General features: G+C 65.5%; 24 protein-coding genes and 2 pseudogenes. 16 read left to right on the plus strand and 10 right to left on the minus strand.

The features are described from left to right. Nucleotides 1-56 precede the first annotated feature (56 nt). From ACYQML_RS02310 to ACYQML_RS02330, 5 genes and pseudogenes are all read left to right on the plus strand, one after another. Complete coding sequence (locus ACYQML_RS02310) at nucleotides 57-566, plus strand: RNA polymerase sigma factor (RefSeq protein WP_311275750.1); 510 nt, start codon at nucleotides 57-59, stop codon at nucleotides 564-566. 96 nt (nucleotides 567-662) lie between these two features. Beyond that, nucleotides 663-1607, plus strand: a complete 945-nt coding sequence (locus ACYQML_RS02315; RefSeq protein WP_461234571.1) for a FecR family protein — start codon at nucleotides 663-665, stop codon at nucleotides 1605-1607. Nucleotides 1608-1726: 119 nt separating this feature from the next. After that, nucleotides 1727-4303 carry a TonB-dependent siderophore receptor gene (locus ACYQML_RS02320; protein WP_461234572.1) on the plus strand — a complete coding sequence of 859 codons (2577 nt, stop codon included), beginning with the start codon at nucleotides 1727-1729 and terminating at the stop codon, nucleotides 4301-4303. 107 nt (nucleotides 4304-4410) lie between these two features. After that, a pseudogene (locus ACYQML_RS02325) lies at nucleotides 4411-4629 on the plus strand (nitrate ABC transporter substrate-binding protein); the annotation flags it as partial. Between the two features lie 177 nt (nucleotides 4630-4806). Further along, nucleotides 4807-5124, plus strand: coding sequence for a DUF6894 family protein (locus ACYQML_RS02330; protein WP_461234573.1), 318 nt, complete (start codon nucleotides 4807-4809; stop codon nucleotides 5122-5124). 460 nt (nucleotides 5125-5584) lie between these two features. Here ACYQML_RS02330 and ACYQML_RS02335 read toward each other — a convergent pair whose 3' ends face one another. After that, nucleotides 5585-5764 (minus strand): hypothetical protein, encoded by a 180-nt coding sequence (locus ACYQML_RS02335; protein WP_461234574.1) that lies wholly within the window; start codon nucleotides 5762-5764, stop codon nucleotides 5585-5587. A gap of 220 nt (nucleotides 5765-5984) precedes the next feature. Beyond that, complete coding sequence (locus tag ACYQML_RS02340) at nucleotides 5985-6632, minus strand: TetR/AcrR family transcriptional regulator (RefSeq protein ID WP_461234575.1); 648 nt, start codon at nucleotides 6630-6632, stop codon at nucleotides 5985-5987. An 81-nt stretch (nucleotides 6633-6713) separates the two neighbouring features. On the opposite strand from ACYQML_RS02340, the gene ACYQML_RS02345 reads away from it, so the two are divergent. Beyond that, on the plus strand, nucleotides 6714-7454 hold the full coding sequence (locus ACYQML_RS02345; RefSeq protein WP_461234576.1) for a 3-oxoacyl-ACP reductase family protein: 741 nt from the start codon (nucleotides 6714-6716) through the stop codon (nucleotides 7452-7454). A 150-nt stretch (nucleotides 7455-7604) separates the two neighbouring features. Here the strand turns inward: ACYQML_RS02345 and ACYQML_RS02350 are convergent, their stop codons facing one another. Then, nucleotides 7605-8495: an NAD(P)H-dependent oxidoreductase gene (locus tag ACYQML_RS02350; RefSeq protein ID WP_461234577.1), complete on the minus strand. Its 891-nt coding sequence runs from the start codon at nucleotides 8493-8495 to the stop codon at nucleotides 7605-7607. 334 nt (nucleotides 8496-8829) lie between these two features. On the opposite strand from ACYQML_RS02350, the gene ACYQML_RS02355 reads away from it, so the two are divergent. Both ACYQML_RS02355 and ACYQML_RS02360 read left to right on the plus strand, forming a co-directional pair. Continuing rightward, nucleotides 8830-10347, plus strand: a complete 1518-nt coding sequence (locus ACYQML_RS02355; protein WP_461235642.1) for an ATPase domain-containing protein — start codon at nucleotides 8830-8832, stop codon at nucleotides 10345-10347. Next, nucleotides 10344-12398: a PAS domain-containing hybrid sensor histidine kinase/response regulator gene (locus ACYQML_RS02360; protein ID WP_419953014.1), complete on the plus strand. Its 2055-nt coding sequence runs from the start codon at nucleotides 10344-10346 to the stop codon at nucleotides 12396-12398. Before ACYQML_RS02355 ends, ACYQML_RS02360 begins: the two co-directional genes overlap by 4 nt. Before the next feature lie 106 nt (nucleotides 12399-12504). On the opposite strand, the gene ACYQML_RS02365 is transcribed toward ACYQML_RS02360, so the two are convergent. Beyond that, nucleotides 12505-12909 carry a hypothetical protein gene (locus tag ACYQML_RS02365; protein ID WP_461234578.1) on the minus strand — a complete coding sequence of 135 codons (405 nt, stop codon included), beginning with the start codon at nucleotides 12907-12909 and terminating at the stop codon, nucleotides 12505-12507. A 19-nt stretch (nucleotides 12910-12928) separates the two neighbouring features. On the opposite strand from ACYQML_RS02365, the gene ACYQML_RS02370 reads away from it, so the two are divergent. Beyond that, a complete protein-coding gene (locus tag ACYQML_RS02370; protein WP_461234579.1) occupies nucleotides 12929-13198 on the plus strand; it encodes a hypothetical protein in 270 nt (89 codons plus the stop codon). Between the two features lie 467 nt (nucleotides 13199-13665). Here ACYQML_RS02370 and ACYQML_RS02375 read toward each other — a convergent pair whose 3' ends face one another. Further along, nucleotides 13666-14553: an MBL fold metallo-hydrolase gene (locus tag ACYQML_RS02375; protein WP_056422066.1), complete on the minus strand. Its 888-nt coding sequence runs from the start codon at nucleotides 14551-14553 to the stop codon at nucleotides 13666-13668. A gap of 294 nt (nucleotides 14554-14847) precedes the next feature. On the opposite strand from ACYQML_RS02375, the gene ACYQML_RS02380 reads away from it, so the two are divergent. Continuing rightward, on the plus strand, nucleotides 14848-15207 hold the full coding sequence (locus tag ACYQML_RS02380) for a hypothetical protein (RefSeq protein ID WP_056422068.1): 360 nt from the start codon (nucleotides 14848-14850) through the stop codon (nucleotides 15205-15207). 103 nt (nucleotides 15208-15310) lie between these two features. On the opposite strand, the gene ACYQML_RS02385 is transcribed toward ACYQML_RS02380, so the two are convergent. Beyond that, entirely contained in the window at nucleotides 15311-15583 is a 273-nt protein-coding gene (locus ACYQML_RS02385) for a hypothetical protein (RefSeq protein ID WP_156652691.1), read from the minus strand. 388 nt (nucleotides 15584-15971) lie between these two features. On the opposite strand from ACYQML_RS02385, the pseudogene ACYQML_RS02390 reads away from it, so the two are divergent. The 3 genes and pseudogenes from ACYQML_RS02390 to ACYQML_RS02400 form a co-directional block, all read left to right on the plus strand. Beyond that, a pseudogene (locus ACYQML_RS02390) lies at nucleotides 15972-16604 on the plus strand (calcium-binding protein); the annotation flags it as partial. Nucleotides 16605-16706: 102 nt separating this feature from the next. Further along, nucleotides 16707-16937, plus strand: coding sequence for a hypothetical protein (locus ACYQML_RS02395; RefSeq protein WP_461235789.1), 231 nt, complete (start codon nucleotides 16707-16709; stop codon nucleotides 16935-16937). Nucleotides 16938-17192: 255 nt separating this feature from the next. After that, nucleotides 17193-17429 carry a DUF6894 family protein gene (locus ACYQML_RS02400; protein WP_056422073.1) on the plus strand — a complete coding sequence of 79 codons (237 nt, stop codon included), beginning with the start codon at nucleotides 17193-17195 and terminating at the stop codon, nucleotides 17427-17429. A gap of 87 nt (nucleotides 17430-17516) precedes the next feature. Here the strand turns inward: ACYQML_RS02400 and ACYQML_RS02405 are convergent, their stop codons facing one another. Continuing rightward, a complete protein-coding gene (locus tag ACYQML_RS02405) occupies nucleotides 17517-17741 on the minus strand; it encodes a hypothetical protein (protein WP_056422077.1) in 225 nt (74 codons plus the stop codon). A gap of 295 nt (nucleotides 17742-18036) precedes the next feature. Between ACYQML_RS02405 and ACYQML_RS02410 the strand changes: the two genes are divergently transcribed. Both ACYQML_RS02410 and ACYQML_RS02415 read left to right on the plus strand, forming a co-directional pair. After that, the gene (locus ACYQML_RS02410) at nucleotides 18037-18447 is read left to right on the plus strand and encodes a DUF1236 domain-containing protein (RefSeq protein WP_207413376.1); all 411 of its coding nucleotides are present in this window, start codon (nucleotides 18037-18039) and stop codon (nucleotides 18445-18447) included. Between the two features lie 152 nt (nucleotides 18448-18599). Further along, nucleotides 18600-20600: a hybrid sensor histidine kinase/response regulator gene (locus tag ACYQML_RS02415; RefSeq protein WP_461235643.1), complete on the plus strand. Its 2001-nt coding sequence runs from the start codon at nucleotides 18600-18602 to the stop codon at nucleotides 20598-20600. A gap of 34 nt (nucleotides 20601-20634) precedes the next feature. Here the strand turns inward: ACYQML_RS02415 and ACYQML_RS02420 are convergent, their stop codons facing one another. Both ACYQML_RS02420 and ACYQML_RS02425 read right to left on the minus strand, forming a co-directional pair. Continuing rightward, nucleotides 20635-20901, minus strand: a complete 267-nt coding sequence (locus tag ACYQML_RS02420; RefSeq protein WP_311275739.1) for a hypothetical protein — start codon at nucleotides 20899-20901, stop codon at nucleotides 20635-20637. A 279-nt stretch (nucleotides 20902-21180) separates the two neighbouring features. Beyond that, nucleotides 21181-22803: a Na+/H+ antiporter gene (locus ACYQML_RS02425; protein ID WP_461234580.1), complete on the minus strand. Its 1623-nt coding sequence runs from the start codon at nucleotides 22801-22803 to the stop codon at nucleotides 21181-21183. A 237-nt stretch (nucleotides 22804-23040) separates the two neighbouring features. Between ACYQML_RS02425 and ACYQML_RS02430 the strand changes: the two genes are divergently transcribed. Next, nucleotides 23041-23430, plus strand: a complete 390-nt coding sequence (locus tag ACYQML_RS02430) for a hypothetical protein (RefSeq protein WP_461234581.1) — start codon at nucleotides 23041-23043, stop codon at nucleotides 23428-23430. Nucleotides 23431-23493: 63 nt separating this feature from the next. On the opposite strand, the gene ACYQML_RS02435 is transcribed toward ACYQML_RS02430, so the two are convergent. Further along, complete coding sequence (locus tag ACYQML_RS02435) at nucleotides 23494-24660, minus strand: helix-turn-helix domain-containing protein (RefSeq protein ID WP_461234582.1); 1167 nt, start codon at nucleotides 24658-24660, stop codon at nucleotides 23494-23496. Nucleotides 24661-24720 lie beyond the last annotated feature (60 nt).

The following is a 24720-nucleotide window of genomic DNA, read 5'->3' on the forward strand; positions in this document are numbered from 1 at the left end:
GGCGCCAGGAGATCGTGCGGTCCCGCGGTGATCCCAAGGTGGTGGGAGCTGGTTTTATGCAGCCGGTATCGATGGATGCGCTGCATCGTAGCCAAGGCGCGAAGCTTCAGCGTTTCCTCCTGCGCCTGCTCGGCAATTCCGCCGACGCGGCCGACGCCCACCAGGAGACCTACCTGCGCATGCTCGCGGCGCTCTCGCGCACCAGCGTCGAGAACCCCTCCGCCTTCCTGTTCCAGGTCGCCAACAACGTCGCCCTGCGGATGCGGAACCGGCAGCGGCTGGAAGGGACGCTGTTCCATTCCGTGAGCGACGCGGAGATGTCGGACATCGTCGATGCCTATGCGTTGCCGGAACGGCAGGTGATGGCGCGCCAGGAGCTCCGTCGGCTCGCCGCCGATATCGACGCGTTGCCGCCCCGGTGCCGGGAGGTGTTCCTCCTCGTCCGCATCGACGGCCATTCCAACGGCGAGGTGGCCACGCGCCTGGGCATCAGCCGCAACATGGTGGAGAAGCACCTCATCAAGGCCCTCCTGCATTGCCGCAGCCGGAGCCGCGAACGTTCGTGACACGCGACGTCAGGGATCGGCCGCCTCGTTGATCAGAGACGGTAGGGACACACGGCTCGGCGATCCGAGCCGGGATCGGGTCCGGAGAGCAGAACCGTGACCAAGGACAAAACCACAGACGCGGACGCGCGCGACGACGAGGATCCCGTCTTCGAGGCCGCGGCCGGCTGGGTCGCGCGGCTCTCCTCCCCCGATGCGACGGACGAGGACCGCGACGCCTTCACGGAATGGCGCGATGCCGACCCCACCCATGCCGAGGCTCATGCCGAGATGGATGCGCTCTGGCGCAGGCTCGGCCATGTGCCCGACCCACGCAGACGCCGCACCTCGCCGACAGGACTCGCCGCCCTCGCCGTGGCGGCCATCCTGTGCGCGGCGTTGATCCATCAACTCGGCCTGATCGACCGGTTTCGGTCCGATCTCTGGAGCGGCGTCGGCGAGATCGGCCATTCCGTCCTGGCCGATGGGAGCCGCATCGACCTCAATACCGACACGGCGGTGGCGCTGCGGTTCACGGACACCGAACGCGGAATCGAGCTCCTGCGCGGCGAGGCGTTCTTCGACGTCGTCCCGGATTCCCGGCGCCCCTTCGTGGTGCGCGGCAACGGCTTGAGCGTGCGGGCGATCGGCACGCGCTTCTTCGTCCGCGCGGACGGTGCGGACAGCCCCGTCGGGGTCACCGAGGGACGCGTCGATGTGGCGGACGAGAGCCGGCACATGCTGGTATCGGCGGGCGAAGCGGTGAGTCGCGAGGACGGGGCGCCCTTCGGCGTCGTCACGGCGGATCCGAGCCGGAGCGTGGCGTGGCGGGAGGGTCGCCTCGTCTTCTCGGGCGAACGGCTCTCCGCCGTCCTGGGGGAGCTCGACCGCTACCGCCACGGCCGCGTCGTCCTCATCGACGCCAAAGCCGGCGAGCGGCGCGTCACCGGGGCCTTCGACCCCCACAATACGGACGAGGCGCTGGACGTGATCGCGGCGACGATGAACGTGCGCGTCACCCGTCTCACGCCCCTCCTCGTCCTGGTCGGGTCGCCGCTATAGGAGGCCGAAATAATTCCGTTCTCGGACGTCAGGAGATTGGGGGCCCGTTGATCTCAATCGGTAAGGGACGAGAGAGCGCGAAGCGCACCGTCCTGTTCAACCGACGGATGGGGCGTGCAATGGCGGCGCGAGAGCTTGGGTTTGCAGGGGAGCGGCGCGCGAGGGTGTTCCTCGCCGGCGTGTCGATGCTGGTGATGGTCCCCGCCGCCGCGCAGAGCCAGGAGGCGAAGCGCCCGCCATCGGCCAAGGACCGAAAGGCGAGCATCATCGCCCTCGCTCCCGAAGCCTCGGCCCCGCGACAGGGGGACAGCGTGTCCCTGTCGATTCCGAAAGGGCCTCTGGAAACGGCCCTGGTCACCTTCACCGAACAGGCGAAGGTCAAGCTGGTCTACGCCACCGAGCTGACGGCGAGACTGAACACCAACGGCGTCGACGGCGCGTTCCTGCCCCTCGACGGCCTGGCCAGGATCCTCGAAGGCACCGGCCTGACCCACCGGGCGGTCGGCCCTTCCACCATCACCCTCGTCAATCCGAGCTACGTCCAGCTCGGCCCGGAGCCGGCCGGGGCGGTGACCCTCGCCGAGCTGAGCGTCGAGGCCCAGCGCCTGAACCGCGCGTCGCTCGCGGGGCTGCCCCCGTCGAGCGGAACGGTGGGCCAGCCTCCCGTTCCCTATGCCGGCGGCCAGGTGGCGACGGGAAGCCGGCTCGGCCTCCTCGGCAACCGCTCCGTGCTGAACACGCCCTTCAACGTGACGAGCTACACGGAAAAGCTGATCACGGACCAGCAGGCGCGCACGGTCGGCGACGTCGTGCAGAACGATCCCTCGGTGCGCAACGACGCGCCGCCCTATAGCGAGCGCGATTCCTTCTTCATCCGCGGCTTCTCGGTCACCAACCTCGACACCGCCTTCGACGGGTTGTTCTACATCGCCAATGCGCGCCGAACCTTCACCGAAGGCCTCGAGCGCGTCGAGGTGCTGAAGGGCCCCACCGCCTTCCTCAACGGCGGCGTCGGCCGTGTCGGCGGCACCATCAACCTCATCCCGAAGCGCGCCTTCGACGAGCCACTCACGCGGATCACGACGAGCTATTTCAGCGATTCCCAGGTCGGAACCCATCTGGATTTCGGACGCCGCTACGGCGCCGCCAAGGAATGGGGCATCCGCTTCAACGGCGCCTACCGCAACGGGGGCACGCCCCTCGACAAGAACGCCATCGAGGTGGGCATCGCGGCTTTGGGCCTCGATTATCGCGGCGACCGGTTCCGCGCCTCCCTCGACCTCAACCATTCCAACCAGAACATCACGGCGCCGACATCGCTGTTCAACGCGGCCGCACCGAACATCGCGGTGCCCCGCGCCCCGAACAACCGGCGCAACACGGCGAACACGAACGAATATATCGACACCACCTACGGCATGGCCGCCGGCCGGGTCGAATTCGACATCCTGCCGGAGACGACGATCTACGCCGCGGGTGGCATCAGCCGCTACCGCGAGGATTCGCTGAGTTCCTATTACCTGATCACCGGAGCCTCGGGGCAGGCCACCAACACGCTCGCCATCGCTCCCCTCGAATTGCAGGGCCTGACCGGCGAGATCGGGCTGCGCTCGCATTTCCACACCGGCTTCATCGGGCACCAGGTCTCGGTCTCGGCGACCGAGGCCGTGAACAAGAACTTCTCGCGCGGCTACTTCCCCCCGAGCCTCCCGAGCTTCCAGACCAACATCTACGCTCCGACCTACCTGCCGTTCGGATCGGTCGCCACGGGGGTCTATCCCCGCTCCAGCCGGCAACCCCTCTTCACGGAGCTGAGCGCACGCAGCGTGGCCGTGGCCGACACCCTGTCGCTGGGTGAAGACCGCTTCATGCTGACGCTCGGCGGGCGCTTCCAGGACATCGCGGTCAACAGCTACGTCACCCGCCCGGTGGCCAATCAGGGGTCGCTGGCATCGAGCTACGACCAGGGCCGGTTCAGCCCCGCCATCGCCCTGGTCATCCGCCCCTTCGAGAACTTGTCGTTCTACGGCAATTACATCGAGTCCCTTGACGCAGGCCCGAGCGCGCCGGTCACCGCGGTCAATGCCAACGAGATCTTCGCCCCCACCGTGAGCCGGCAGAAGGAGGTCGGCGCCAAATACGATTTCGGCACCGTCTCGGTCACCGCCTCTCTGTTCGAGATCGAGCAGCCGAGCGCCTTCACGGATCCCGGCACGAGGCGCTTCTCCGTGAGCGGGCTGCAGCGCAACCGGGGCGCCGAGTTCACCGTGTTCGGCGAGCCCGTCGCGGGGATCCGCCTGCTCGGCGGCATCGCCTTCATCGACGCGGAACTGGTCAGGACGCTCGGAGGGCAGTTCGACGGAAACGCCGCTCCCGGCGTCCCCGACATGGCGATCAACCTCTACGGCGAATACGACCTGCCGCCGTGGCTGGCCCCGGGCCTGACCCTCACCGGGCGGGCCATCCATACCAGCCGCCAGTTCTACAATCAGGCCAACACCCAGTCGGTCCCCGACTGGACCCGCTTCGATGCCGGCCTGCGCTACGCCTTCGAGGGTGTCTCGGGCAAACCCGTGGTGCTGCGGGCCACCGTCGAGAACCTGTTCGACGATTCGTACTGGGCCTCCGCCGCACGCGGCTTCCTCGCCGTCGGCGCCCCCCGAACCGTCATCGTCTCCGCCTCCGTCGATTTCTAGAGGCCGTGCCCTTTGCTCGACGCGCCGGCGCGTCGGGCAATGTGTACGAAGCTTGCAAACCGTCGGGCGGTCGATCACGAATCCGAGGTGCACCGCGTGACCGATGAACGCAGATGAAGCGCTGGGGTCAGATCAAGGGCGATGTCGATGACAAGGCGGTGGCCGAGAAGGTCTATCTCGCCACCGATGCCGCAAGATTGATGACGGAGGCCGGCCTCACCCCGCCGACGGCGACCACCAAGACTTTCTCGGTGATGGGCAAGGTCTTCGATCCGGCGAAACCCGAAGAGTATCTGAACTCCTTCGCGATCAAGCGGGCGGGCTGAGCCATGGAGGCCTCCCTCCCGCCCCGCGCCGGATCGGTCTCCCGGTCATCCTCATCGGCTCGCACAGACGGGTGCGACATGTGGTCGAGCGCCGTCAAAAAATAACGCAAGAAATAGCAGCAACAAATATAGTTGCCTAATGTCAGGGCAATCGCGCGCCCTATCCTAGGCATGCCCGTGAGTGAGAGCGTCGTCGCTCCCGCCTCCACCAAGATGAGGCGGGACATGCCGCGCTATCATTTCAACGTGTACGATGGAAAGAGCACCCTCGATCAGGATGGGACAGAGCTCAATAGCTTCGAGGAAGCCAAGTTTGCGGCAGTGTGCCTAGCCGGCAGGATCATTCTCGAAAACTTCAAGCACATTTGCTCGAGCGATGAGTGGCGCCTCGAGGTCGCAGATGAAAATGGGCTTTTGCTGATCTGGCTAGATTTTACGATGATCGAGTCGCCTATCGTTGAAACCATGAGAAGACGGCCAAGCTATCAATCATGAATTTCATCTGATCTGAACAGATAACATATCTGCTTCCATGCACGAGGAAAGTCCGCTTCATCCTCGCTCGCCCCGGCGTCACGGGCGGCTTCGATGAAGCGGCGCCTCCGTTCCTCACGCGTCGACGACCCCGCCCCTCTTCGCGGGCGGCCTTGGTGCGGTCTCAGGCTCGTCCAGAATCGCCCTCGTTTCTTCGACCACCGCTTTGGATCTCGCGACAGACTGTCGGGCGTCCGCGGCCGATTGCAGGATGAACTCAAGGAACTCAGCGTCACTGACTTGCATGGCCTGTCCTGGCGTCAGCGGGCGTCCTGGCCGTCCCGGCTTTGGGGGGGGGGGTGTCGGCGGTCATGACAGTGGCTCCTGCATCGTCGAGGAATGTAGCGCCAACGCGCCGGACAGCAAAAAGCCTCCGAACCCGATCCGGCAGCCCATACTTGCAGTATCCGTGTCCCGCGATTCATGACGTGCCGCCTCGGGAGGACACGTTACGGCGAGCCTGGCCCGTCGCCCTGTGCCTGTCAGCGTAGCCACGCCCCCTCTTCTCGCCCTTCGGCTTCACGGTGCGGTCGTTGCAGACGAAGGTCTCATCGCCCTCGACAAGGCCGCCGCTGCCGACATGCCACCGCAATGAGGTCACACGGGGCCTTCCGCCTAAAAGAGGCGATCCAGCGTCCCGAAAGCTGCGGCCTCGTCGTGAAGGAACCTGGCGGAATGGGCGGATATCGGGGCAAAACTCTATGAAGAGGAAGCCAGACCGTCAGGCCGTATGGGCGAATGGTACGATCGCCAAGCAAAGGTTTTGAGATGTGCCCCGCCCCAACGCGGTCGGGCGCAGCCCTGGCACGGTCCGGCGGAGTTCAGCCGCAGGCGTCCCATCTCAGCATCGCCATCTGCGCCACGCCCTCCAGTTCGGCCCGGCTCGCGCCGTCGCGGGCCAGGATCGACATGCCGCTCTGGACGGTCTGCATGAAGCGGGCGAGGGCGTGAATGTCCGTCTCGCCCGCAAGCTCGCCCGACGACACGGCCCCGGCCAGGCACGCCTCCAGACGCTCCAGCGTCACGGCACGCGCCGACCGAACCAGATCGCCGAGGTCCGATCGCCCTTCGCCGCCGACGGACGAGAGCGTCACCATGCAGCCGAGGGGATTGTCGGCGAGCGATCCGGTCAGGGCCGCGGCCGAGTCCATGAGTAAGGACAGCACCGCCTCACGCGCCGTCCCGGCGGATCGGAACCTGCCCCAGACCAGCGCCTCGTAGGTCGTGTTGTAGTGGCGCAGGGCCTCGGTGAAGAGCGCCTCCTTCGATCCGAAAGCGGCGTAGAGGCTGGGCGATCCGATCCCCATCGCCTCGGTGAGGTCGGCGATGGACGTCGCCTCGTAGCCCTTGCGCCAGAACAGGTGGGTCGCCTGCGTGAGGGCGGCCTCGCGGTCGAAGGCACGAGGGCGTCCGCGCCCCCGGACCGACCCTGCCGCGACGCGTCCCGGTTTCTGCTCTGATTTCTGCATCGATCGATATATAAATCTCTTGACCCCGATCACCAACACGCCTAGCTATTTTTGTGTCGATCGATACATAAAGGTTGAGTGATGCAGGAACTGGCTGGAAAGCGCGCACTCGTCACGGGTGGCTCACGAGGCATCGGCGCCGCCATCGCGCTCGATCTCGCGGACAGAGGGGCGGACGTGGCGATCACCTACGAGCGGTCGGCCGACCGCGCGGCCGAGCTGGTGCGCGCCATCGAGGCGAAAGGCCGGCACGGGCTCGCCATTCAGGCCGACAGCGCCGATGCGGCGGCCGTGAAACGCTCGGTCGACGAGGCCGTGGCGGGACTGGGCGGTCTCGACATCCTCGTCAACAATGCCGGCATCGCCCGCTACGGCGCGGTCGCGGAGATCGGCCTCATCGACATCGACGCGCTCCTGAACGTCAATGTGCGGTCGGTGGTGCTGGCCTCCCAGGCCGCGATTCCGCATCTCGGACAAGGGGGGCGCATCATTTCGATCGGCTCGTGCCTCGCCGAGCGCGTCCCCTTTCCCGGCGTGACCGTGTACTCGATGACCAAATCGGCGCTTCTCGCCTTCACCCGGGGGCTGGCCCGCGAACTCGGGCCTCGGGACATCACCGTGAACCTGGTCCAGCCGGGTGGAACCGACACCGACATGAACCCCGCCGACGGTCCCCAATCCGATGGTATCCGCGCGCTGACGCCGCTCGGCCGCTACGGTACGCCGGAGGACGTCGCCGCCGCCGTGGGCTTCCTCGCGAGCCCGGCCGCACGGCAGATCACCGGATCGGTCGTCACCGTGGATGGCGGCGTGAACGCCTGAGCGGGGATCCGAGACACGGCCTTGGAGCGCTCTCCGCCGAAGTGGATCCCGGTTCGGCGAAAAAGAGCGCGGTAAAACAAAGGCCTGGAGATGTGACCCGACCCAACGTGGTCGGGCGCAGCTCTAGCGGAAAGACCGAGGCCGCCGGCATCAATCCGTCGTGGATCGCGCGCCCCGTTCGGCCTCGGTCGTCCCCGGCACGATGCCCTTGGCCGAGACGTGCCGCACGAAGGCGTCGACCCAGGAATCGAAGCAGGCCATGGCTTCGCGTTCCTGAACCATGTCGTCGGCCTGATCGTCGGCATAGGGCCGCTCCAGACCGACCGAGGCATGCCGCCAGAGCTCGTCCGGCACCTCGATGCCGCTGTAGCGGCACTGCCAGACCAGGCCCTGGTAAGCCTTGCGCTCATCGCCCTGGTAAGGCTCCCGCGCCGGGTCGAACCAGTCCTTCTGCCGGAGGATGCGGGGGCGGCGATCACCGTCGAGTTCGTTGCCGCCCTCGTTGCCGTAGCAGAAGAACCCGGCCGTGCGCCCCTCCAGGTGGTTCCGGGTCAGCTCCCGCCAGAGCGGCGATTTTTCCAGCGCCTGCGCCTTCAGGGTGCTCTTCTTGTCGATGAGGTCGGGGCGCGGGTTGCCGCCGCTCATGCAGACGAGGCGGTCGAACATCGCCTTGAGGTTGGTGGAGGGACCATACCACCAGACCGGCCCTATGATCGCCCAGGCATCGGCACGGGCGAGGCGCTGGTAGAGCTTCTCGTTCCACATCAGGTCGGGCTGGTGGTCGCTGTCCGGCCCGTAGCAGTTGCAGGGCCAGACGCAGAGCGCCATCGAGGAGCCGACGCAGCCATTGCAGCCCTGGATCTTGGGCTTGCCGTGCTCGTTACCGATATCGACATGGTCGACCTGCCAGCGCGCCGGCAGGCGCCCGAGCATCCGGTGCATCAGAAACCGGGCCTTGCCGTCCATGCCGGGGCATCCGTCGAGCCGCCTTGCCGATCCGGCGACCACGAGGACCTGGAATGGGCGTGTCTCCAGCGGCAACGTTTCGACTTCGGCTTGCAAGTTATCCAACGTTTTCCGCTCACCGGCTGAAGTGTCCATACGGTCCCGGCACCGCACCGCGACCCCGCCCAACAAAAACAGGAGGCGCAATGGCAGGTTCCTGATCGCCTTCAACCTATGCCTGATCTTCGACGTGCCGACGCCATGTCCTGGTGTGAAGGACGACAGAGCCTCCGCCATTGTTCCGGGCGATGTGTCCAATCCGACCTATCGCGCTGACACGGGCTGATGCATGATGGATTCCGACAGAAGGCCATGGGCCGCCCCCTCGATGGGCGGCCGCCCGATGCGCCTCTCCCGCATCATGGTGACCATGCCAGACGACAGTCAGCCTACCGCCCCGACCGGCTCCCGCAACGCGCTCTCCACCGGCATATCCGGGCTCGACGACGTCCTCGCCGGCGGCCTCACCCGTGACCGGCTCTACCTCGTCGAGGGCAGGCCCGGCACCGGCAAGACGACCCTGTCGCTGCAGTTCCTCCTCGAAGGCGTCGCCCGGGGCGAGAAGGGCCTCTACGTCACGCTGTCGGAAAGTGCCGACGAGCTCCGGGCCGGTGCGGCGTCCCACGGCTGGTCCCTGGATGGCATCGACGTCTACGAACTCGTCAGCGAACTCGGCCTCGACCCCGATAGCGAGCAGTCGATCCTGCACCCGTCGGATGTGGAGCTCGGCGAGACCGTGCGCGAGGTCATGGAACGCGTCGACGCGCTGCAGCCGGCCCGGATCGTGTTCGACAGCCTGTCCGAGCTCCGGCTCCTGGCCCAGAATCCCTTGCGCTACCGGCGTCAGATCCTCGCCCTGAAGCAGTTCTTCGCGTCGCGCGGCTGCACGGTGCTGCTGCTCGACGACAACACGGCGGACGTCCAGCTCCACAGCATCGCCCATGGCGTCATCGTCGTGGAGCAGATCGAGCGCGAGTTCGGGGCGGAGCGTCGGCGCATCCGCGTCGTCAAGATGCGCGGCGTCAAGGTCCGTGGCGGCTTCCACGACCTCGTGCTCCGCACCGGCGGCCTCACCGTGTTCCCGCGCCTCGTGGCGGCCGAGCACGCGGACGAGTTCGACCCGGTCACCACCTCGACCGGTTTGGTGGAGCTGGACCTGCTGCTCGGGGGCGGCCTCGTGCCGGGCACCAACACGCTGCTGATGGGGCCGTCCGGCGTCGGCAAGACCACCACCGCCATCCGCTGCCTGCTCACCGCCCTGGAGGGCGGATCGCGCGCGACCTACTTCCTGTTCGACGAGGGCAGGGCGACCCTGCTCGCCCGGTCCGCGCTCCTCGGCATGGATCTGCGTCCCCATATCGCGAGCGGCGCGCTCGAACTGATGCAGATCGACCCGGCCGAGATCTCGCCGGGCGAGTTCACCTGCCGGGTGCGCGAGGCCGTCGAGGCGCAGGGATCGTCCTTCGTGGCCATCGACAGCCTCAACGCCTACGTCCACGCCATGCCGGGCGAGCAATACCTCGTCCTGCAGATGCACGAGCTCCTGAGCTACCTCAACCAGAAGGGCGCCACGACCGTCCTCGTGCTGGGCCAGCACGGGGTCATCGGCGAGGTCCGCACCGACGTCGACCTGAGCTATCTCAGCGACGGCATCGTGCTGTTCCGGTATTTCGAGGCCCAAGGCGCGGTCCGCACCGCGATCTCCGTGGTGAAGAGCCGGGTCAACGCGCACGAGCGCACCATCCGGGAATTGCGGATTTCCCCGACCGGCCTGCAGGTCGGCGAGGCCTTGAGCGACTTCCAGGGCGTGCTCACCGGGCTGCCGGCCTATGGCGGCAAGGTCGCGATGCTGGACGGCAACGCCGAGACGTCCGGACCCGCCGCGTGACGCCATCGTCGGAGATCGAGGAGCGGGTGCTGATCCTGGCGCCGCGCGGGCGCGACGCCGGGGTCGTCCAGCAGCTGCTCGCCAAATCGGGCACGCCGGCCGCCATCTGTGCGGATGCGCCGGCATTGATCGCCGGCCTGCGGGCGGGCGCGGCCGCGGCCCTCGTCACCGAGGAGGCCCTGGCCGAGGCCGATACGGCCGCCCTCGACGCCTGGGTCGAGACCCAGCCGCCCTGGTCGGACTTCCCGTTCATCATGCTGGCGACCCGACAGGTCGGTCGCCGCCCCGCGCGTGCGGCCGCGATCATCGAGCGGCTCGGCAACGTCGTGCTGCTGGAACGGCCCATCAATGCCGAGACTCTGGCGAGCGCCGTCGCGTCGGCGCTTCGGGGCCGGCGCCGGCAATATCAGGCCCGCGGCCACATCCTGGAGCGGGAACAGGCGCAGGAGCGCCTCCGGCACGCCAACGAGACGCTGGAATGCCGGGTCGCCGAGCGCACCCGCGAAGTCGATGCGGCGCGCGAGACGCTCCTGTTCGCCCTCGATTCCGCCGGCATGGGCTCCTGGGACCTGGACCTCGTCCACGATACCTCCCGGCGTTCGAGACGCCACGACGCCATCTTCGGCTACGACGAGCCTCTGCCCTCCTGGGGATGGGCGGACTTCCTCCATCACGTCGTCCCGGAGGACCATTCCATCGTCGCGGCGGCCTTCGCGCAGGCGGTCGAGACCGGAAACCTCGACATGGAATGCCGGATCCGGCGCCCGGACGGCGCGATCCGATGGATCGCCGCGAGGGGCCGCGCCGAATACGGTCGCGAGGGAAATCCCGTCCGCCTCGCCGGTATCGTCATGGACCGCACCGACCAGCGGGCGACCGAGGACGCCTTGCGCCAGGCCCAGAAGATGGAGGCCATCGGGCAATTGACCGGCGGGGTGGCGCACGATTTCAACAACCTGCTCACCGTCATCGTCGGCGGCCTCGACATGGTGATCCGCAAGCCGGAGAACACCGAGCGGGTGGTGCGCCTGGCCGAGGCCGCGATGAACGCGGCGCGCCGGGGCGAGCAGCTCACCCAGCAGCTTCTGGCCTTCTCGCGGCGGCAGATGCTGCGGCCCCAGACCCTCAACCCGAACCGCCTCCTCCTCGACTTCCGGCCCCTGGCCCAGCGCGCGGCCGGCGGCGCAATCGAGATGACGTTCGATCTCGACCCGGCGCTCGATCCGATCCGCATCGACCCCGCCCAGTTCGAGGCCGCGGTGCTGAACCTCGTCGTCAACGCCCGCGACGCGATGGAGGGCAGCGACCGCGCGGCCCGCATCGACGTACGCAGCCGCAACGTCCGCCTCGACACCGCCGCCGTCGCCGACAAAGGCGTGCCCCCCGGCGACTACGTCGAGGTCTCGGTCGCCGACACCGGCAGCGGCATCCCGCCCCAGACCCTGGCCCGGGTGTTCGAACCGTTCTTCACCACGAAGGAAGTGGGCAAGGGCACCGGTCTCGGGCTCTCCCAGGTCTATGGTTTCACCCGCAGCGCCGGCGGCTACGTCGCCATCGAATCCACCGTCGGGGCCGGAACCACGTTCCGACTTCTCATCCCGCGGTCCTCGGACCCGGTCGGCGAGGAAGCGGGGACGGGCTCCGGCACCGCGCTCCCGCTCAAGCGGGCGGGGGACGGCGATACCGTCCTGCTCGTCGAGGATGACGAGCAGGTCCTCGGCATGGCGGTCGAGAGCCTGGAGGAACTGCGCTACCGGGTGATCGTCGCGCGCAACGCCGCCGAAGCGCTGGAGCATCTCAGGGGGGTCGAGCGCATCGACATCCTGTTCTCGGACGTGGTGATGCCGGGCGGCATGAACGGTTCGCAGCTGGCGGTCGAGGCGCAGCGCCTGCGACCGGGCCTGAAGGTGCTCCTCACCTCCGGCTACGTCGCCAACCTCGACGAGGGACAGATCATCGGCAAGGGCGAACTCACCGTCCTGAACAAGCCGTACCGCCGCGATGAACTCGCCCGCTCCCTACGGCTGGTCCTGACGGGCGGAACCGGCTGATCCAGCCGGGCCACGGTCATTCCGGCGATCCGAGAGGCGGTTCGTTGACGAGCGCGTGCGACGAACCGGCGACCGTACGGCCATCACCAGGGCGCGGGACCGCCCCCTAGAACTCCATGCCCAGCTTCACCCGAAGGGCATGGCGTTCGAACTGGTTCAGACCCAATCCCCGGTTGGCGAGGGCTTTGTCGGTGTCCCGGCCCCAGACCTGACCGGCATAGGCCACGGTGATCCAGGCCTTTTCGGTGAAGCGATGATGCAGGGCGGGGCCGAGGGTCAGAGCTTCGCTCTGCAGCCCGTTCAGGAAAATTCCCTCATAGCTGCGCAGATAGCGCAGTTCCGGTCCGAGATAGGTCTTGTCCGCGACCTCCCCGACGAGGGCGTTCGACCACAGGAATGTCGAGGAGCGGTACCCCTCCCCGGAGCCGCGCTGGCGTCCGGCGGCCGGATCGTAGCTGATGTTTGTGCCATACCAGAGCTTGTTCGGCACGATCTGCCAATCGACGTGCACGACATTCTCGAAGTCGAAGATGTCGGCTCCGCGCCCCTCGATGGGCAGAACGCGGGCAAAACGCGGCCGCGATTCCAGGGCCAGGCCGAAGGGCTGCTCGGGCGTGCTTTTGACGAAGCTGATACTTGAACTCCACCGAGACGCCGTCGAAATTGCCCGCGTTCCTGTCGTCGAGATCGAGGATGTTGCGAACGCGATGGTGGTCGCCGAAGAGCCCGACCTGGACGCTGAAACCGTCGATGAGATCGATCTGATAGCTGAGTTTCGTGCCGACCGCGTCATAGGATGACGGACCCGGTCCGGCCCGACGCTTGCCGATACGGGTGACGGTATCGAGCACCACCTCCTGTTCGCCCTTCTTGCCCACATCGGCCCCTTCGGTGAAGCCGAACAGATGTTCGGTGTCCACCTCCTCGGCAGAGGCTGTGTCGACGAGCGAGGGCTGCGCCAGCAAACAGGCCGCCAGCAGGCAATAGATTGAAAGTCGCATGATGATGTCTTGGCAACTCAACGCTGCATGAGCCGAATGGGCTCGGCCGTTAGACCATGCCGAGCCGGTCCATGACTGCGATTGTTCTGCCACAGGACGCGCGAAAAGCGGCATCCGGCCCCGGCGAATGCTTTTTCGATGGAATAAGACGTGGGGATTCGTCGTGCCGGCCCGGTCCTCCCCGATCGCGCGGGCACGACCGCCCGAGCAGCATGGGGTCGAGCCCGCATCGCCGATCCGTCACCCGACGCGGCCACACAGGCGCGTCACGGCTCCTTGTAGGCCGATCCGTCCTCGGCTCGGGCCGGCTCATCCACATACATGCCCTGCCTCGGCATCGCGACCGCATCGAAACGATCCGCCAGCAGATGAAGCGCCTCGCGAAGGGCCGGCCCTTCCAGCGGGCGCCCATGGCCCGTGATCGCCCGCTCCGGCTCGAGAGCCGCGAGAATCGCCACCGAACGGCCCGCCGCCTCCCAATCGGTGGTGAGATACATCGGCGGACCGTGGATCTCGGGCTCCTGGACGATGACCGCGTAGGCCGATTCCTGAGCGGTCGTCACGAAGGCGTCGCCCGCGATCAGCGTGCGGTCCGCCTCCCGCCAGAGGGCGACCTGACCCACCGAATGGCCCGGCACGTGGATCCAGCGCCAGCCCGGCATGGAGGGCACCGAACCGTCTTCCGGCAGGTCCCGGAGATGGGCGGACACGTCGACCGGCGCGAGCGGATAGAGGGGCGAGAGCCGGGCCATCAGGCCGCCGCCGACGGAGGGGTCCGGCGGCGGGTAGGCGGCGGACCCGTCGAGATACGGACGTTCGAGCGGATGGGCCCAGACCGGCACGTCCCATTCGCGAGCCAAGTCTTCAACGACTCCGACATGGTCGAAATGGCCATGGGTCAACACGATGGCCGCCGGACGGGCATTCGGGCCGAAGCGTTGCTCCGCCACTTTCCGGATCGCGGATTTAGACCCCATGATCCCGGCATCGATCAGCGTCCAGCCACGGTCGCCCGCTCCCGGCGGACCATGGAAGATCACATTCACGATGGCATGGCGCTGGTAGACGAGATCCTCCGTGATGGTGTGGGTACCGTCCGCACCCAGAGGCGTTTCGATCTGCGCAGTCGCGTCGACGGGAACCTGTTGCGCCATGGGGCACCTCGTAAAAGGGTTTGCATCGCCGCCCGGTCGATAGGCCAATCGATCCCGCGGATGCCGGTTCCCCTAGAGCTGCGCCCGACCACGTTGGGTCGGGTGCAACTCTAGGCCTTTGTTTTGCCGCGCTCTTTTTCGCCGAACCGGCATCCACTGCGGCGGTGAGCGCTCTAGGGCACCGGCAGCGCCTCCCACTCGACCACGGGATAGTCGACCGGGGCAGAAGTGCTTGGCGCATGTAGGGGGACGGCGGATAATGGGTTAAACATCTGAGGGGGGAGAACATTTGTCATGAACGAGAGCCCGGACCCGTCCGCCAACGCCACGGATCCCATCGGTCGGTTGTCCGAAGTCTCGCGGCTCGCCAGTCTTCTGGCCGACCGCGTCCTCAGTGCACAGATCGCCAGTCAACCCATTCCCAAAGCGCATATTCACGCCCTGCTCGATGCCGCCATCATCCTCGAAAAATACGAACGGGACTTGCCGCCGCTGCTGGAGCAGATGATCGGCAAGCTCGAGGACGAGGATTCGGCAAAACCGGTGGCCGACCGCGAAGACGAGGAGGCCGTGCCTGAACCCGCCGAAGGCGAGGAGGCGGACGCCAAGCGCCTGGCCTGGCTGTTCCGCCCCTTCAAGGGGACCAAGGGCTGATGCCAAGCTCGGTGATGGTGGCCCGACCGGCGACCGGTCGCCTCAGCGCCGATCCCCGATACACGGCCTGAAAGACCGTGGAGGGAGTGGGCGTCGCCGGCTCTCAGCGGCCGCCCTGACCCCCACCGGCACTTCCATTCGGAATGGCCTGCTCCGGTCGGCTCGCATTGCCGCCCGCGGCGGAATTGGTCGTCACGGTATCGGCCCCCGTCGCCCCATAGGAGATGACGCGATCGCGGCTGTTGCCGGTCGTGTTCGGCTGGTTCTGGATCACCACGCCACGCTCCCCATTGGGGGACAGCAACCCCTGTGCGAAAGCGGGCATGACCGACAATGCGAGCGCTCCCGCGCTCACGACGATGCGTAGGCTATTCATCGAACGTCCTTGTTTTCCGAGAGTGACGCATCAATCCGGTTCGACGGCGAATGTTCCTGCGGTGAAGATCCGTCCGAACAGAATAACCGTAAGTCACGCTCCCCGGATGCGCGCCATCGTCCCAAGGTGAAATACGTAGAACGCGCCATCGAAATCTATGCGGGATGAAATGTCGCAGGCATTCGAATGGTGCGAAGCGATGTGCCGCCAGGCAGGTCGAATTCTCGATATTTCTTTATACTATGAGAAAAACGGAGGTTAAATATCCGTCGGTACTGCAAAGCATTTTGCGGCGCCGCAAACAATTGTTTTCATGATGAGCAATGGACGATGCTTCAGTTGCCTCTATAAAAACCCTGCGATCACGCATGAAGCGGAGGCAAACGCCATGGCTAAGCTGAACGGTACCCTTGGAAGCGATGTTCTGAATGGTACGGATGATGAAGATATCATCCTCGGTCTCTCAGGCGACGATGTCATCAATGGTAATGGCGGGTTCGATCGCATCGATGGCCAGGACGGCAACGACCGGATCACGGGCGGTGACGGTATCGACTACATAGCCGGCGGCCTCGGCAACGACGTGATCAGAGGAAATGCCGGTAGCGACCAGATCATCGGAGAAGACGGCAACGATATCCTCTATGGCATCTTCGGCGACGATTACATCGCCGGCAATGCGGGTGACGACTACATAAGCGGCGGCTCCGGCAATGATTTCCTTGTCGGAGAGCTGGGGCGAGACACCGTTCTCGGAGGCAGCGGCAACGATTTCGTCACCGGCGGCGCTGACGTCGACCGTCTCGACGGGGGCGAGGGCGATGATCTGGTCGACGGTGACGCCGGCAACGACATTCTGTTGGGTCGCGACGGCTCCGACGTCCTGTTCGGCGATGCCGGCAACGACAAGCTGTTCGGCGGTACCGGCAGGGACGAGCTCCTCGGCGGCGCCGGCCTCGATCAGCTCGAAGGCGGTGCGGGCCGTGACGTGCTCGCGGGCGGTCAGGTCAGGGATATCCTGACGGGTGGCGGCGGCGACGACACCTTCGTCTTCGATACGGGACTGGGCTCGACGAATGTCGATCGGATCACCGATTTCACCCACGATCTCGATACGATCAGCTTGTCGCAGGAGATCTTCGAGGCGCTGGCCCCCGGCGAACTCACCGAGTCTGCGTTCAAGGACATCGGTACGGCGGGTTCGACCGTCGATGGGGACGACAGGGTGCTCTATGACAGCAACACCGGCGCCCTTTACTACGATTCCGATGGCAGCGGCAGCCAGGCCCAACAGCAATTCGCCACGCTGGAGAACCTCGCCACGCTCACCCACACGGATGTGCATGTCGTGTGATCGGCATACGAGCGTCCGTCCACGGCCGGCCGCTTTCGTGATGTGAGACGTGTGACGTGAGACTTGTGACATGACGCTTGGCCTCGGTGAGCCCGCCTCATCGAGGCCTGTCCGCGCGAGACGGGAGGATTTTCGAGAGGCGCGTGCCCGAATCCCGACCTTCGCATCTGGTGCGGCGACGCAAAAGCATCGGACTGGAGGAAGCTATGTCTTCTTTCATACAGCAACTTGGGCTAGAGCCTGCCGTTGACTGGTATGCCTCGTTTTTACCTCAACATTCGCGACGGCGACGATCTCATCGAAGATCAGGAGGGGAGCGTTCTCGTCGATGTCGATGCGGCTCGCCTGGAAGCGCTGGCATCCGCGCGGGACATCCTCGCCGAACTCGTCCGGGCCGGGCGGCTCGTGGACGGGCAGTGCTTCGAGATCATGGACGATTCGGGTGAACTGCGCGCCGTCGTGCCGTTCAAGGAGGCCCTGAAGCTGGATTAGCGGCCTTCCCCCGGGGTCCGGTCATCGAGATTGCTTCGGTCGCCCTCCGGGATCGGGGACATCCCCCTCCCGGCGACGGAAATGCGGTCACTCGGTCGGCAGGAACTGCTCGATGAAGCGCAGACCATCCCAGAGCTCGAGGGCGTGCCCGTCCACGAGCCGTTGCGTGTGCTGGATGGCGTCGTCGTCGCTATCGACGGAGATCCGTCTCACGTCGAGGATCGTTCCCTCCTTGGACAGGACGAGCACCCGGTAGGCCGGTCGTGGCTGTGTTCCCACGATCGTGGCTGGAGGCTGAGGCGGATCGGACATCAGGGGCCATCACAGCACAGGGGACCTGATGCCTTTCGAAAGCACACGAGGCCTGTCCGGCAATAACTTAAGTTTTTTTCCGACCTTTCGTCCGGTCTCGTACCATCGGCGGAACGGGGCTGCGCGAGGGGGACCGCGTCGAGAAACGATGAGGTCTTGGTCCGACGACGCAGGGCGTCTCGCACGCGAACCCGTCCCGACAGTGGATTATGTTAACCATCCATCGGCAAGGAAGGAGAGCGCGGATCGGAAGTGCTCTTTCCCGTTCGGCCCATCAGAGACGGAAGCGAAACCGATGCGGATGCGTGTTGCGGTGGGTGTGCTCGCGGCGTTGAGCGTTGGGACGGCCGCCCACGCGCAGGGCCTCGCCCGAGGGGCGCAGGATGGCGCGGAGCGCGGCGGAAACATCGCCGGGCCGCTGGGCGCGGCCGTCGGCAGTGTGATCGGAGGGGCTGTCGGGACCGCGAACGACATTCTCGGGATCGACCGCCGGGAGCGGTTCCGCATCTATACGCGCGGCGAAAGGCGCCCGTCCTTCGCGTATCGCGGCAAGGTCCATGTCGGCACCGTGCTCCCCGAGAACGGCGTCGTCTATTACGACGTGCCCCCGGAATTCGCCCTGAAAGGGTACAATTACACGATCGTCAACGATCTCCCCGTCCTGGTCGAGCCGGGCACCCGCCGCATCGTCGAAGTGATCGACTGAGCGCCGATCCTCCCCTGCCGGGGCCGATGTGACGGCCGTCATGCCATGAGCTGCGTCCGTAATGCGACGCAGCCGACATCGCGTTCGGTATCCCGTATGGTGGACCCATGCCCGATGATTCAATCCATTACTCTGCAATGCCCGAGCAAGAGCTGGAGGCCTCGCAAGCAAGCAATGCATCGATTGTAGGTGATGACCGGTATCGTCTACTGGTTGAGAGCATTGTCGACTACGCCATCTACATGCTCGACATCGAGGGGCGGGTGTCGAGCTGGAATCGCGGTGCCCAACGCTTCAAGGGCTATACCGACGCGGAGATCATCGGCGAGCATTTCTCGCGGTTCTACACCGACGACGACCGGGCCACCGATCTTCCCGGCCGCGCGCTGAAGATCGCCGCGACCGAGGGGCGATTCGAGCAGGAGGGATGGCGCGTCCGCAAGGACGGAAGCCTGATGTGGGCCCATGTACTCATCGACCCGATCCGCGATGAGGACGGCGCCCTCCTCGGCTATGCCAAGGTCACCCGCGACCTTACCGAGCGGCATGCCGCCCAGGCCGCGCTCAGGCAGAGCGAGCAGCATTTCCGCCTGCTCGTCCAGGGCGTGCACGATTACGCCATCTACATGCTCGATCCGCAGGGAAAGGTGACGAGCTGGAACCGTGGCGCGCAGCGGTTCAAGGGCTATGCGGACGACGAGATCATCGGCGAGCATTTCTCGCGGTTCTATACCGACGAGGATCGCGCCTCGGACCTGCCCGGCCACGCCCTTGGGACGGCCGCGAAGGAAGGCCGTTTCGAAGCGGAAGGCTGGCGCGTCCGGAAGGACGGCACGCGCTTCTGGGCGCATGTCGTCATCGATCCGATCCGGGGCGAGCACGACCAGTTGATCGGTTTCGCCAAGATCACCCGGGACGTCACGGAGCGGCGAAACGCCGAACAGACCCTCGAAGAGACCCGGGCGCGCTTCGTCCAGTCACAGAAGATGGAGGCGATCGGCCAGCTCACCGGCGGCGTCGCCCATGATTTCAACAACCTGCTGGCGGTCGTCCTGGGCAATCTGCACCTCGCCCGCAAGCGTCTGCCGCCGGATGGCAAGCTCCTGCGACTGGTGGACAATTCCATTCAGGCGGCCGAGCGCGGGGCGACGCTGACCCGGCGCATGCTCGCCTTCGCGCGCCAGCAGACCCTGGAGACCGGCCCCGTCGACGTGCCGGCTCTCGTGCGCGGCATGGCCGAGCTGCTGCAGAGCTCCATCGGCTCCGTCGTCCGGGTCGACACGCAGTTTCCCCTGCAGCTGCCCCTCGCTTGCGCCGATGCCAACCAGCTGGAACTGGCCCTGCTCAATCTGAGCGTCAACGCCCGCGATGCCATGCCGGAGGGGGGCCGGATCACCATTTCGGCACGCGAGGCACAACTCGGCCTCCACGAGATTCCGGGACTCGCGCCCGGTCGCTATGTCTGTCTTTCGGTCGCCGATACCGGCGAAGGCATGGATGAGCGGACCCTGGCGCGCGCCGCCGAGCCGTTCTTCACCACCAAGGGTGTCGGCAAGGGCACCGGGCTCGGCCTCTCCATGATCCATGGGTTCGCCGAGCAATCCGGCGGACGGCTGATCCTCACGAGCGTTCCGGGCCAGGGCACCGTCGCGGAGCTGTGGCTGCCCGTGGCCCAGGCCGGCGGCCCGGACAAGAGAGCGCCCGAACACGGGCTTCCCCTGCCGAAGACGAGGCCGTTGCGGGTGCTGGTCGTCGACGACGACCCGCTCGTCCTCATGAACACCGCGGCCATGCTGGAAGATCTCGGTCATGGGGTGCAGGAGGCGATGTCGGGCGCGCAGGCCCTGCACGTCCTCGGCAGTGCCGAACCGTTCGATCTCGTGGTGACCGACCAGTTGATGCCCGGCATGAACGGCCTGCAGCTCATCGCGGCGATCGAGGCGGCGTATCCGGGATTGCCGGTCATCCTCGCCAGCGGCTACGCCGAACCGACGGAGCACGCGCAGACCGATCTCGTGCGCCTGACCAAGCCGTTCGACCAGGCGGATCTCGCCCGCGCCATCCTGACGCGATTGCAGGCCGATCCTCAGGTCCCGGCGTTCCAGCCGGTCATTGCCAGGACGGGCGACGATTCCGGCTCACCCGCCCATTGAGCGGAGACCCTATCGTCGCCCCCTCGTCCACCGATCAGCAGCGGTTTCCGCCGGAGGTCTGGCCGTATTGCTGGACCGGGAAGTTCTGCTGATTGGCATTGCCTTCGGCGGCGGAGCTCATCGGGCAGGTGGCCGGGTTGCGCGAAAAGAGATCGTCGCGAGACTGGATCGAACCTGTCGTCTCGACATCGTAAGGCGAGACCGTCGTGTAACGGGAAGGACTATCGTAGGCCATTGCCGACGAGATCGGGGCCACGCCAAGAACAAGGGCGGTGGCGATGGCGGCAATACGGGACTTCATGAGGATTGCTTGGCTCCTATAAGCTGCAGACCTGAGAGGGTGTCTGCTTGTTGCTGTTGGAAACCAATATGGGGTGTCATCGCGATCTTCGACGTGCCGACCCGCACGCGCGATCGCGGATTATAAGATGCGCCGCCGGATCTCGCATTCCCGCGCGTCTCCCGGACCAAGGCGCGACTGGAGCGCTCTCCGCCGAAGTGGATGCCGGTTCGGCGAGAAAGAGCGCGGCAAAACAAAGGCCTGGAGATGTGCCCCGACCCAATGGGGTCGGGCGCAGCTCTAGGCGACGAGCCGCGCCTCGATCAGGTCGATCTCCCGGACGAGCCGCCGCAGAAGAACGTCGTCGATGGCTTGCGAACGGCGCAGGCGGTAGAGCGCCTGGCGCTCGGCATCGATGCCCGCGAGGCGCAGGCGCTTCTCGGTGAGCGCCAGTTGCTTCACACGGCTGACATCCTTGCGGGGCGTCTCCGTCGGCGATTCCAGACCTTCGTAGCGATCCATGGCGCGGGCGCCGGCTTCCACCGCGATGGAAGCATCTTCCTGCTCCTCCACGAGGCGATGCTGCAGGGCCTCGATCGCCTTCACGGCGTCGTCGCGCGCGGCGGCCCGGGCCGCATCCTCCTCGGAATCGTGGCTGGGCTCGGGGGGAAGGCGCAGGCCGCGCAGGAGAGGCGGCAGGATCGTGCTCGCGACGAGGAGGGAGGTGAGGATCACCCCCATCGCCAGCAGGATGGAGAGGTCGCGCGCGGGGAACGGCGTGCCGTCCGCCAAGGTGAGCGGCAGGGTCAGGATACCCGCGAGGGTGATCGCGCCCTTCACGCCCGCGAGGGTGGTCGCGGCCACGAGGCGCAGGGTCGGCGCCTCTCGCCGGTCGCCGTTCCGGCGCGCCTTCATCAGTACGAACTGGAGCGAGACCCAGACCCAGACGAAGCGGATGGCCATCAGGCCGGCGGTGATGGCCAGAATCCAGGCGACGAGCCAGCCCGCGCCCTCCACGTCGGACTGTTTGGCGGCCTCCCGCAGGACCGCCGGCAGCTGCTCGCCGAGCAGGACGAAGATCGAGCCGTTGGCCGCGAGGGCGACCGTGTCCCACACGGCGGTGCGCCGGACCCGCGTGGCCCCCAGGCTGCGCCCCTGGATTTCCACATAGGTCATGGCGATGCCGGCCGCGACGGCGGCGAGGATGCCGGAGGCGTGGACATGCTCGGCGGCGAGATAAGCGCCGAACGGCGTGAGCAGGCTGAACAGGATCTGCAGGCCGGGGTCCTCCCCCGTGCGCCGGCGCAGGAGGTCCTGCGCGCCCATGAGGAGGAAGGTCGTCGCGGCGCCGATGCCGATGCCGCCCAGCGCGAGCCAGACGAAGGTCGTCGCGGCCTGGGGCAGCGAGAAGGTTCCGGTCAGGGCGGCGGCGATGGCGAAGCGCAGGCAGACGAGGCCTGTGGCGTCGTTGAGAAGGGCCTCGCCTTCGAGGATGTGCATGAGACGGCGCGGCACCGGGGCCTGCGCCGCCACGGACGAGACCGCGATGGGATCGGTCGGTGACAGGACGGCCGCGAGGGCGAAGGCCACCGCGAGGGGGATGCCCGGGATCATGACGTGGATCAGCGTTCCGATGCCGAGCACGGTCAGGACCACGAGGCCAAGCGCGAGGGCCAGAACGGTCTTGCCGTCCCGGAACAGGTCGCGCTTGGGAATGCGCCAGCCGTCCAGGAACAGGAGCGGCGGCAGGAAGACCAGGAAGAAGATCTCGGGGTCGAGGGACGTGCTCGGCAGCGGACCCAGGGCCAGGGCCACGCCGATGGCGATCTGGATCAAAGGCAGCGGCAGCGGAAGCAGGCGGCCGAGGGCGCCGCTGACGAGGACGGACAGCAGCAGGGCCAGGACGACGGTAACGCTTTCCATGCGCCTCTTTCATGGTGGAGCCGGTGGCGGTGTCGATGCCCCGGCGGTGTGGCGTCATAGGGGCGCGATGCCCACAACCACCATCGCCATCCGAGCGAGCCGCAGGTCCGGAGAGGACCGCAGCGCGAATCTCCTCGGATTACCCGCATCATCTATCACAGACATAGTGATCGGCAGGCAGGATCTCACGCTCGCACGGTCGGAGACGTGGGAAACTGTAAGCGATGGGAGGGCGACATGCAGGACGAGCCTCTCATCAATGGATTCCTCGCCAAGCGCGAGGAACCGAGCCGAAAGAACGCCGAACTGCGCGAGCGCATGGCGGTCCTCTCCAACGATATGGGGGCCCTGGATAGGGTGCTGGACGCCTACCGGTATCGGGGCGAACTGGCAGGCTCTACGCGCCGCGCGGCCCTTATCGTCTTGTTCTACCGCAGCGAACTGCAGGACGGCCTCTTGGCCAAGATACGCAAGGCGGACGGGCCTCTGACAGCTCGCCAGCTGGCGGTTCTCGTTTGCCAGACAGAAGGCAAGGACGGGTGGGATCGGCGGTTACTGAGGGACGTGACCCGCCGCTTCGGCTGCGCGCTTAGACGGATGCGCGCGAGCCGAATGCTAGAGGGCTAGCGAACGGAGGACGGTCAGTGTTGGCGAACCGTCATGTCGTTCGATGGCTGCATAACACAATATCTAGCGCCCACCGCCTCTTTGAAACGGGATCACAGTTGCATCGGATCCTAGATCGTCCGGCCCTGACTTAACGAGCTTCAAGATGGGCTTCAACCTTTGTTGTGCTACAGGTTTTTCGTCAAAAAAATCTTCTGGCAGACCGCAAAGCGCCACCAAGTCCAATGATGACAACCCGATACTACTTAATAGTTCACTCTTTGTTATGTCTTCTTCTGCGATCATCATTTCGATAGATGTACGAAGATTTTCCGGCCGCTCAATTTTCATTTCTGCATCATATGGCTCGCGCAAACGCCATTTGCGTGCACTGTAATATTTCCAAAGTTGCTCTTCATTCGATCTGGATATTTCGCCCAGGCTTGCAAGTCTCTTTATCATAGCGCCTACAGAGACGCCCCATTCCATTTTAAGGCTAAGCAATCCGTCAAGTGAGATAGAGAAAACGGCGCTTTTAAACTCGCGCGCAGGCATCAACAGAGCGCCAGCAAGCATCATTGCTTGGCTCTCTATCAACGTAAAATGTTCCTCTAGCTCAGAGGGCGTAACGCTACGGTGAAGTATCAAGTGCGCGAATTCGTGCGCTGCATCAAAGCGTCGCCGTACAGCGGATTTCTTATCGCGGGCGAGCAATACATAAGGACGGTTAGTTCGGCTAGACCACCACGACACTCCATCAAGTTTCACTGACCCAATTTCATCTTCTGCGACGACGACGCCAGCATTCTCCATGAGAAGCAGGATATCACTAAGTGGACCATTCTCTAATGACCAGTGTGATCTCAGGTCATCCGCTATTGCCTCAATATCGTCGCTTCTTAGATCTCTGAAATCAGTCCCATTCAAAGCATCTGGAATGTCGATTTCCGGCAATCCTATATACTCAGCAATTTCCTGCTCAGCAGCTTCCACAAATCCAAGTCTGGCTCGCGCTCTTTTCCGCAATGTTTTAAGCTCTGCAATCATAGAGCGGTAGAATACGGCATGATTGTCCACATCCAGTGGCTTGAAGAACCAGTTTGGATGGACGTCCAATGCTTCTGCTAGACCAGGAATAGTATTTGGTTCAGGCCTTTGAAGGCCACTCTCCCATTTAGAAACAGTCGAGTCCGGCCTATCCACCAAAGCCGCAAGCTCACGCTGCCGCAAAGCGCGAGCTTCGCGGGCCATCGTGAGCCGACCTTTCACAAAACCATCTGAGCCCGCAGGCATAAAAACTCCCAATGTCCC

It is taken from the genome of Methylobacterium sp. CM6244 (genome assembly GCF_054817885.1).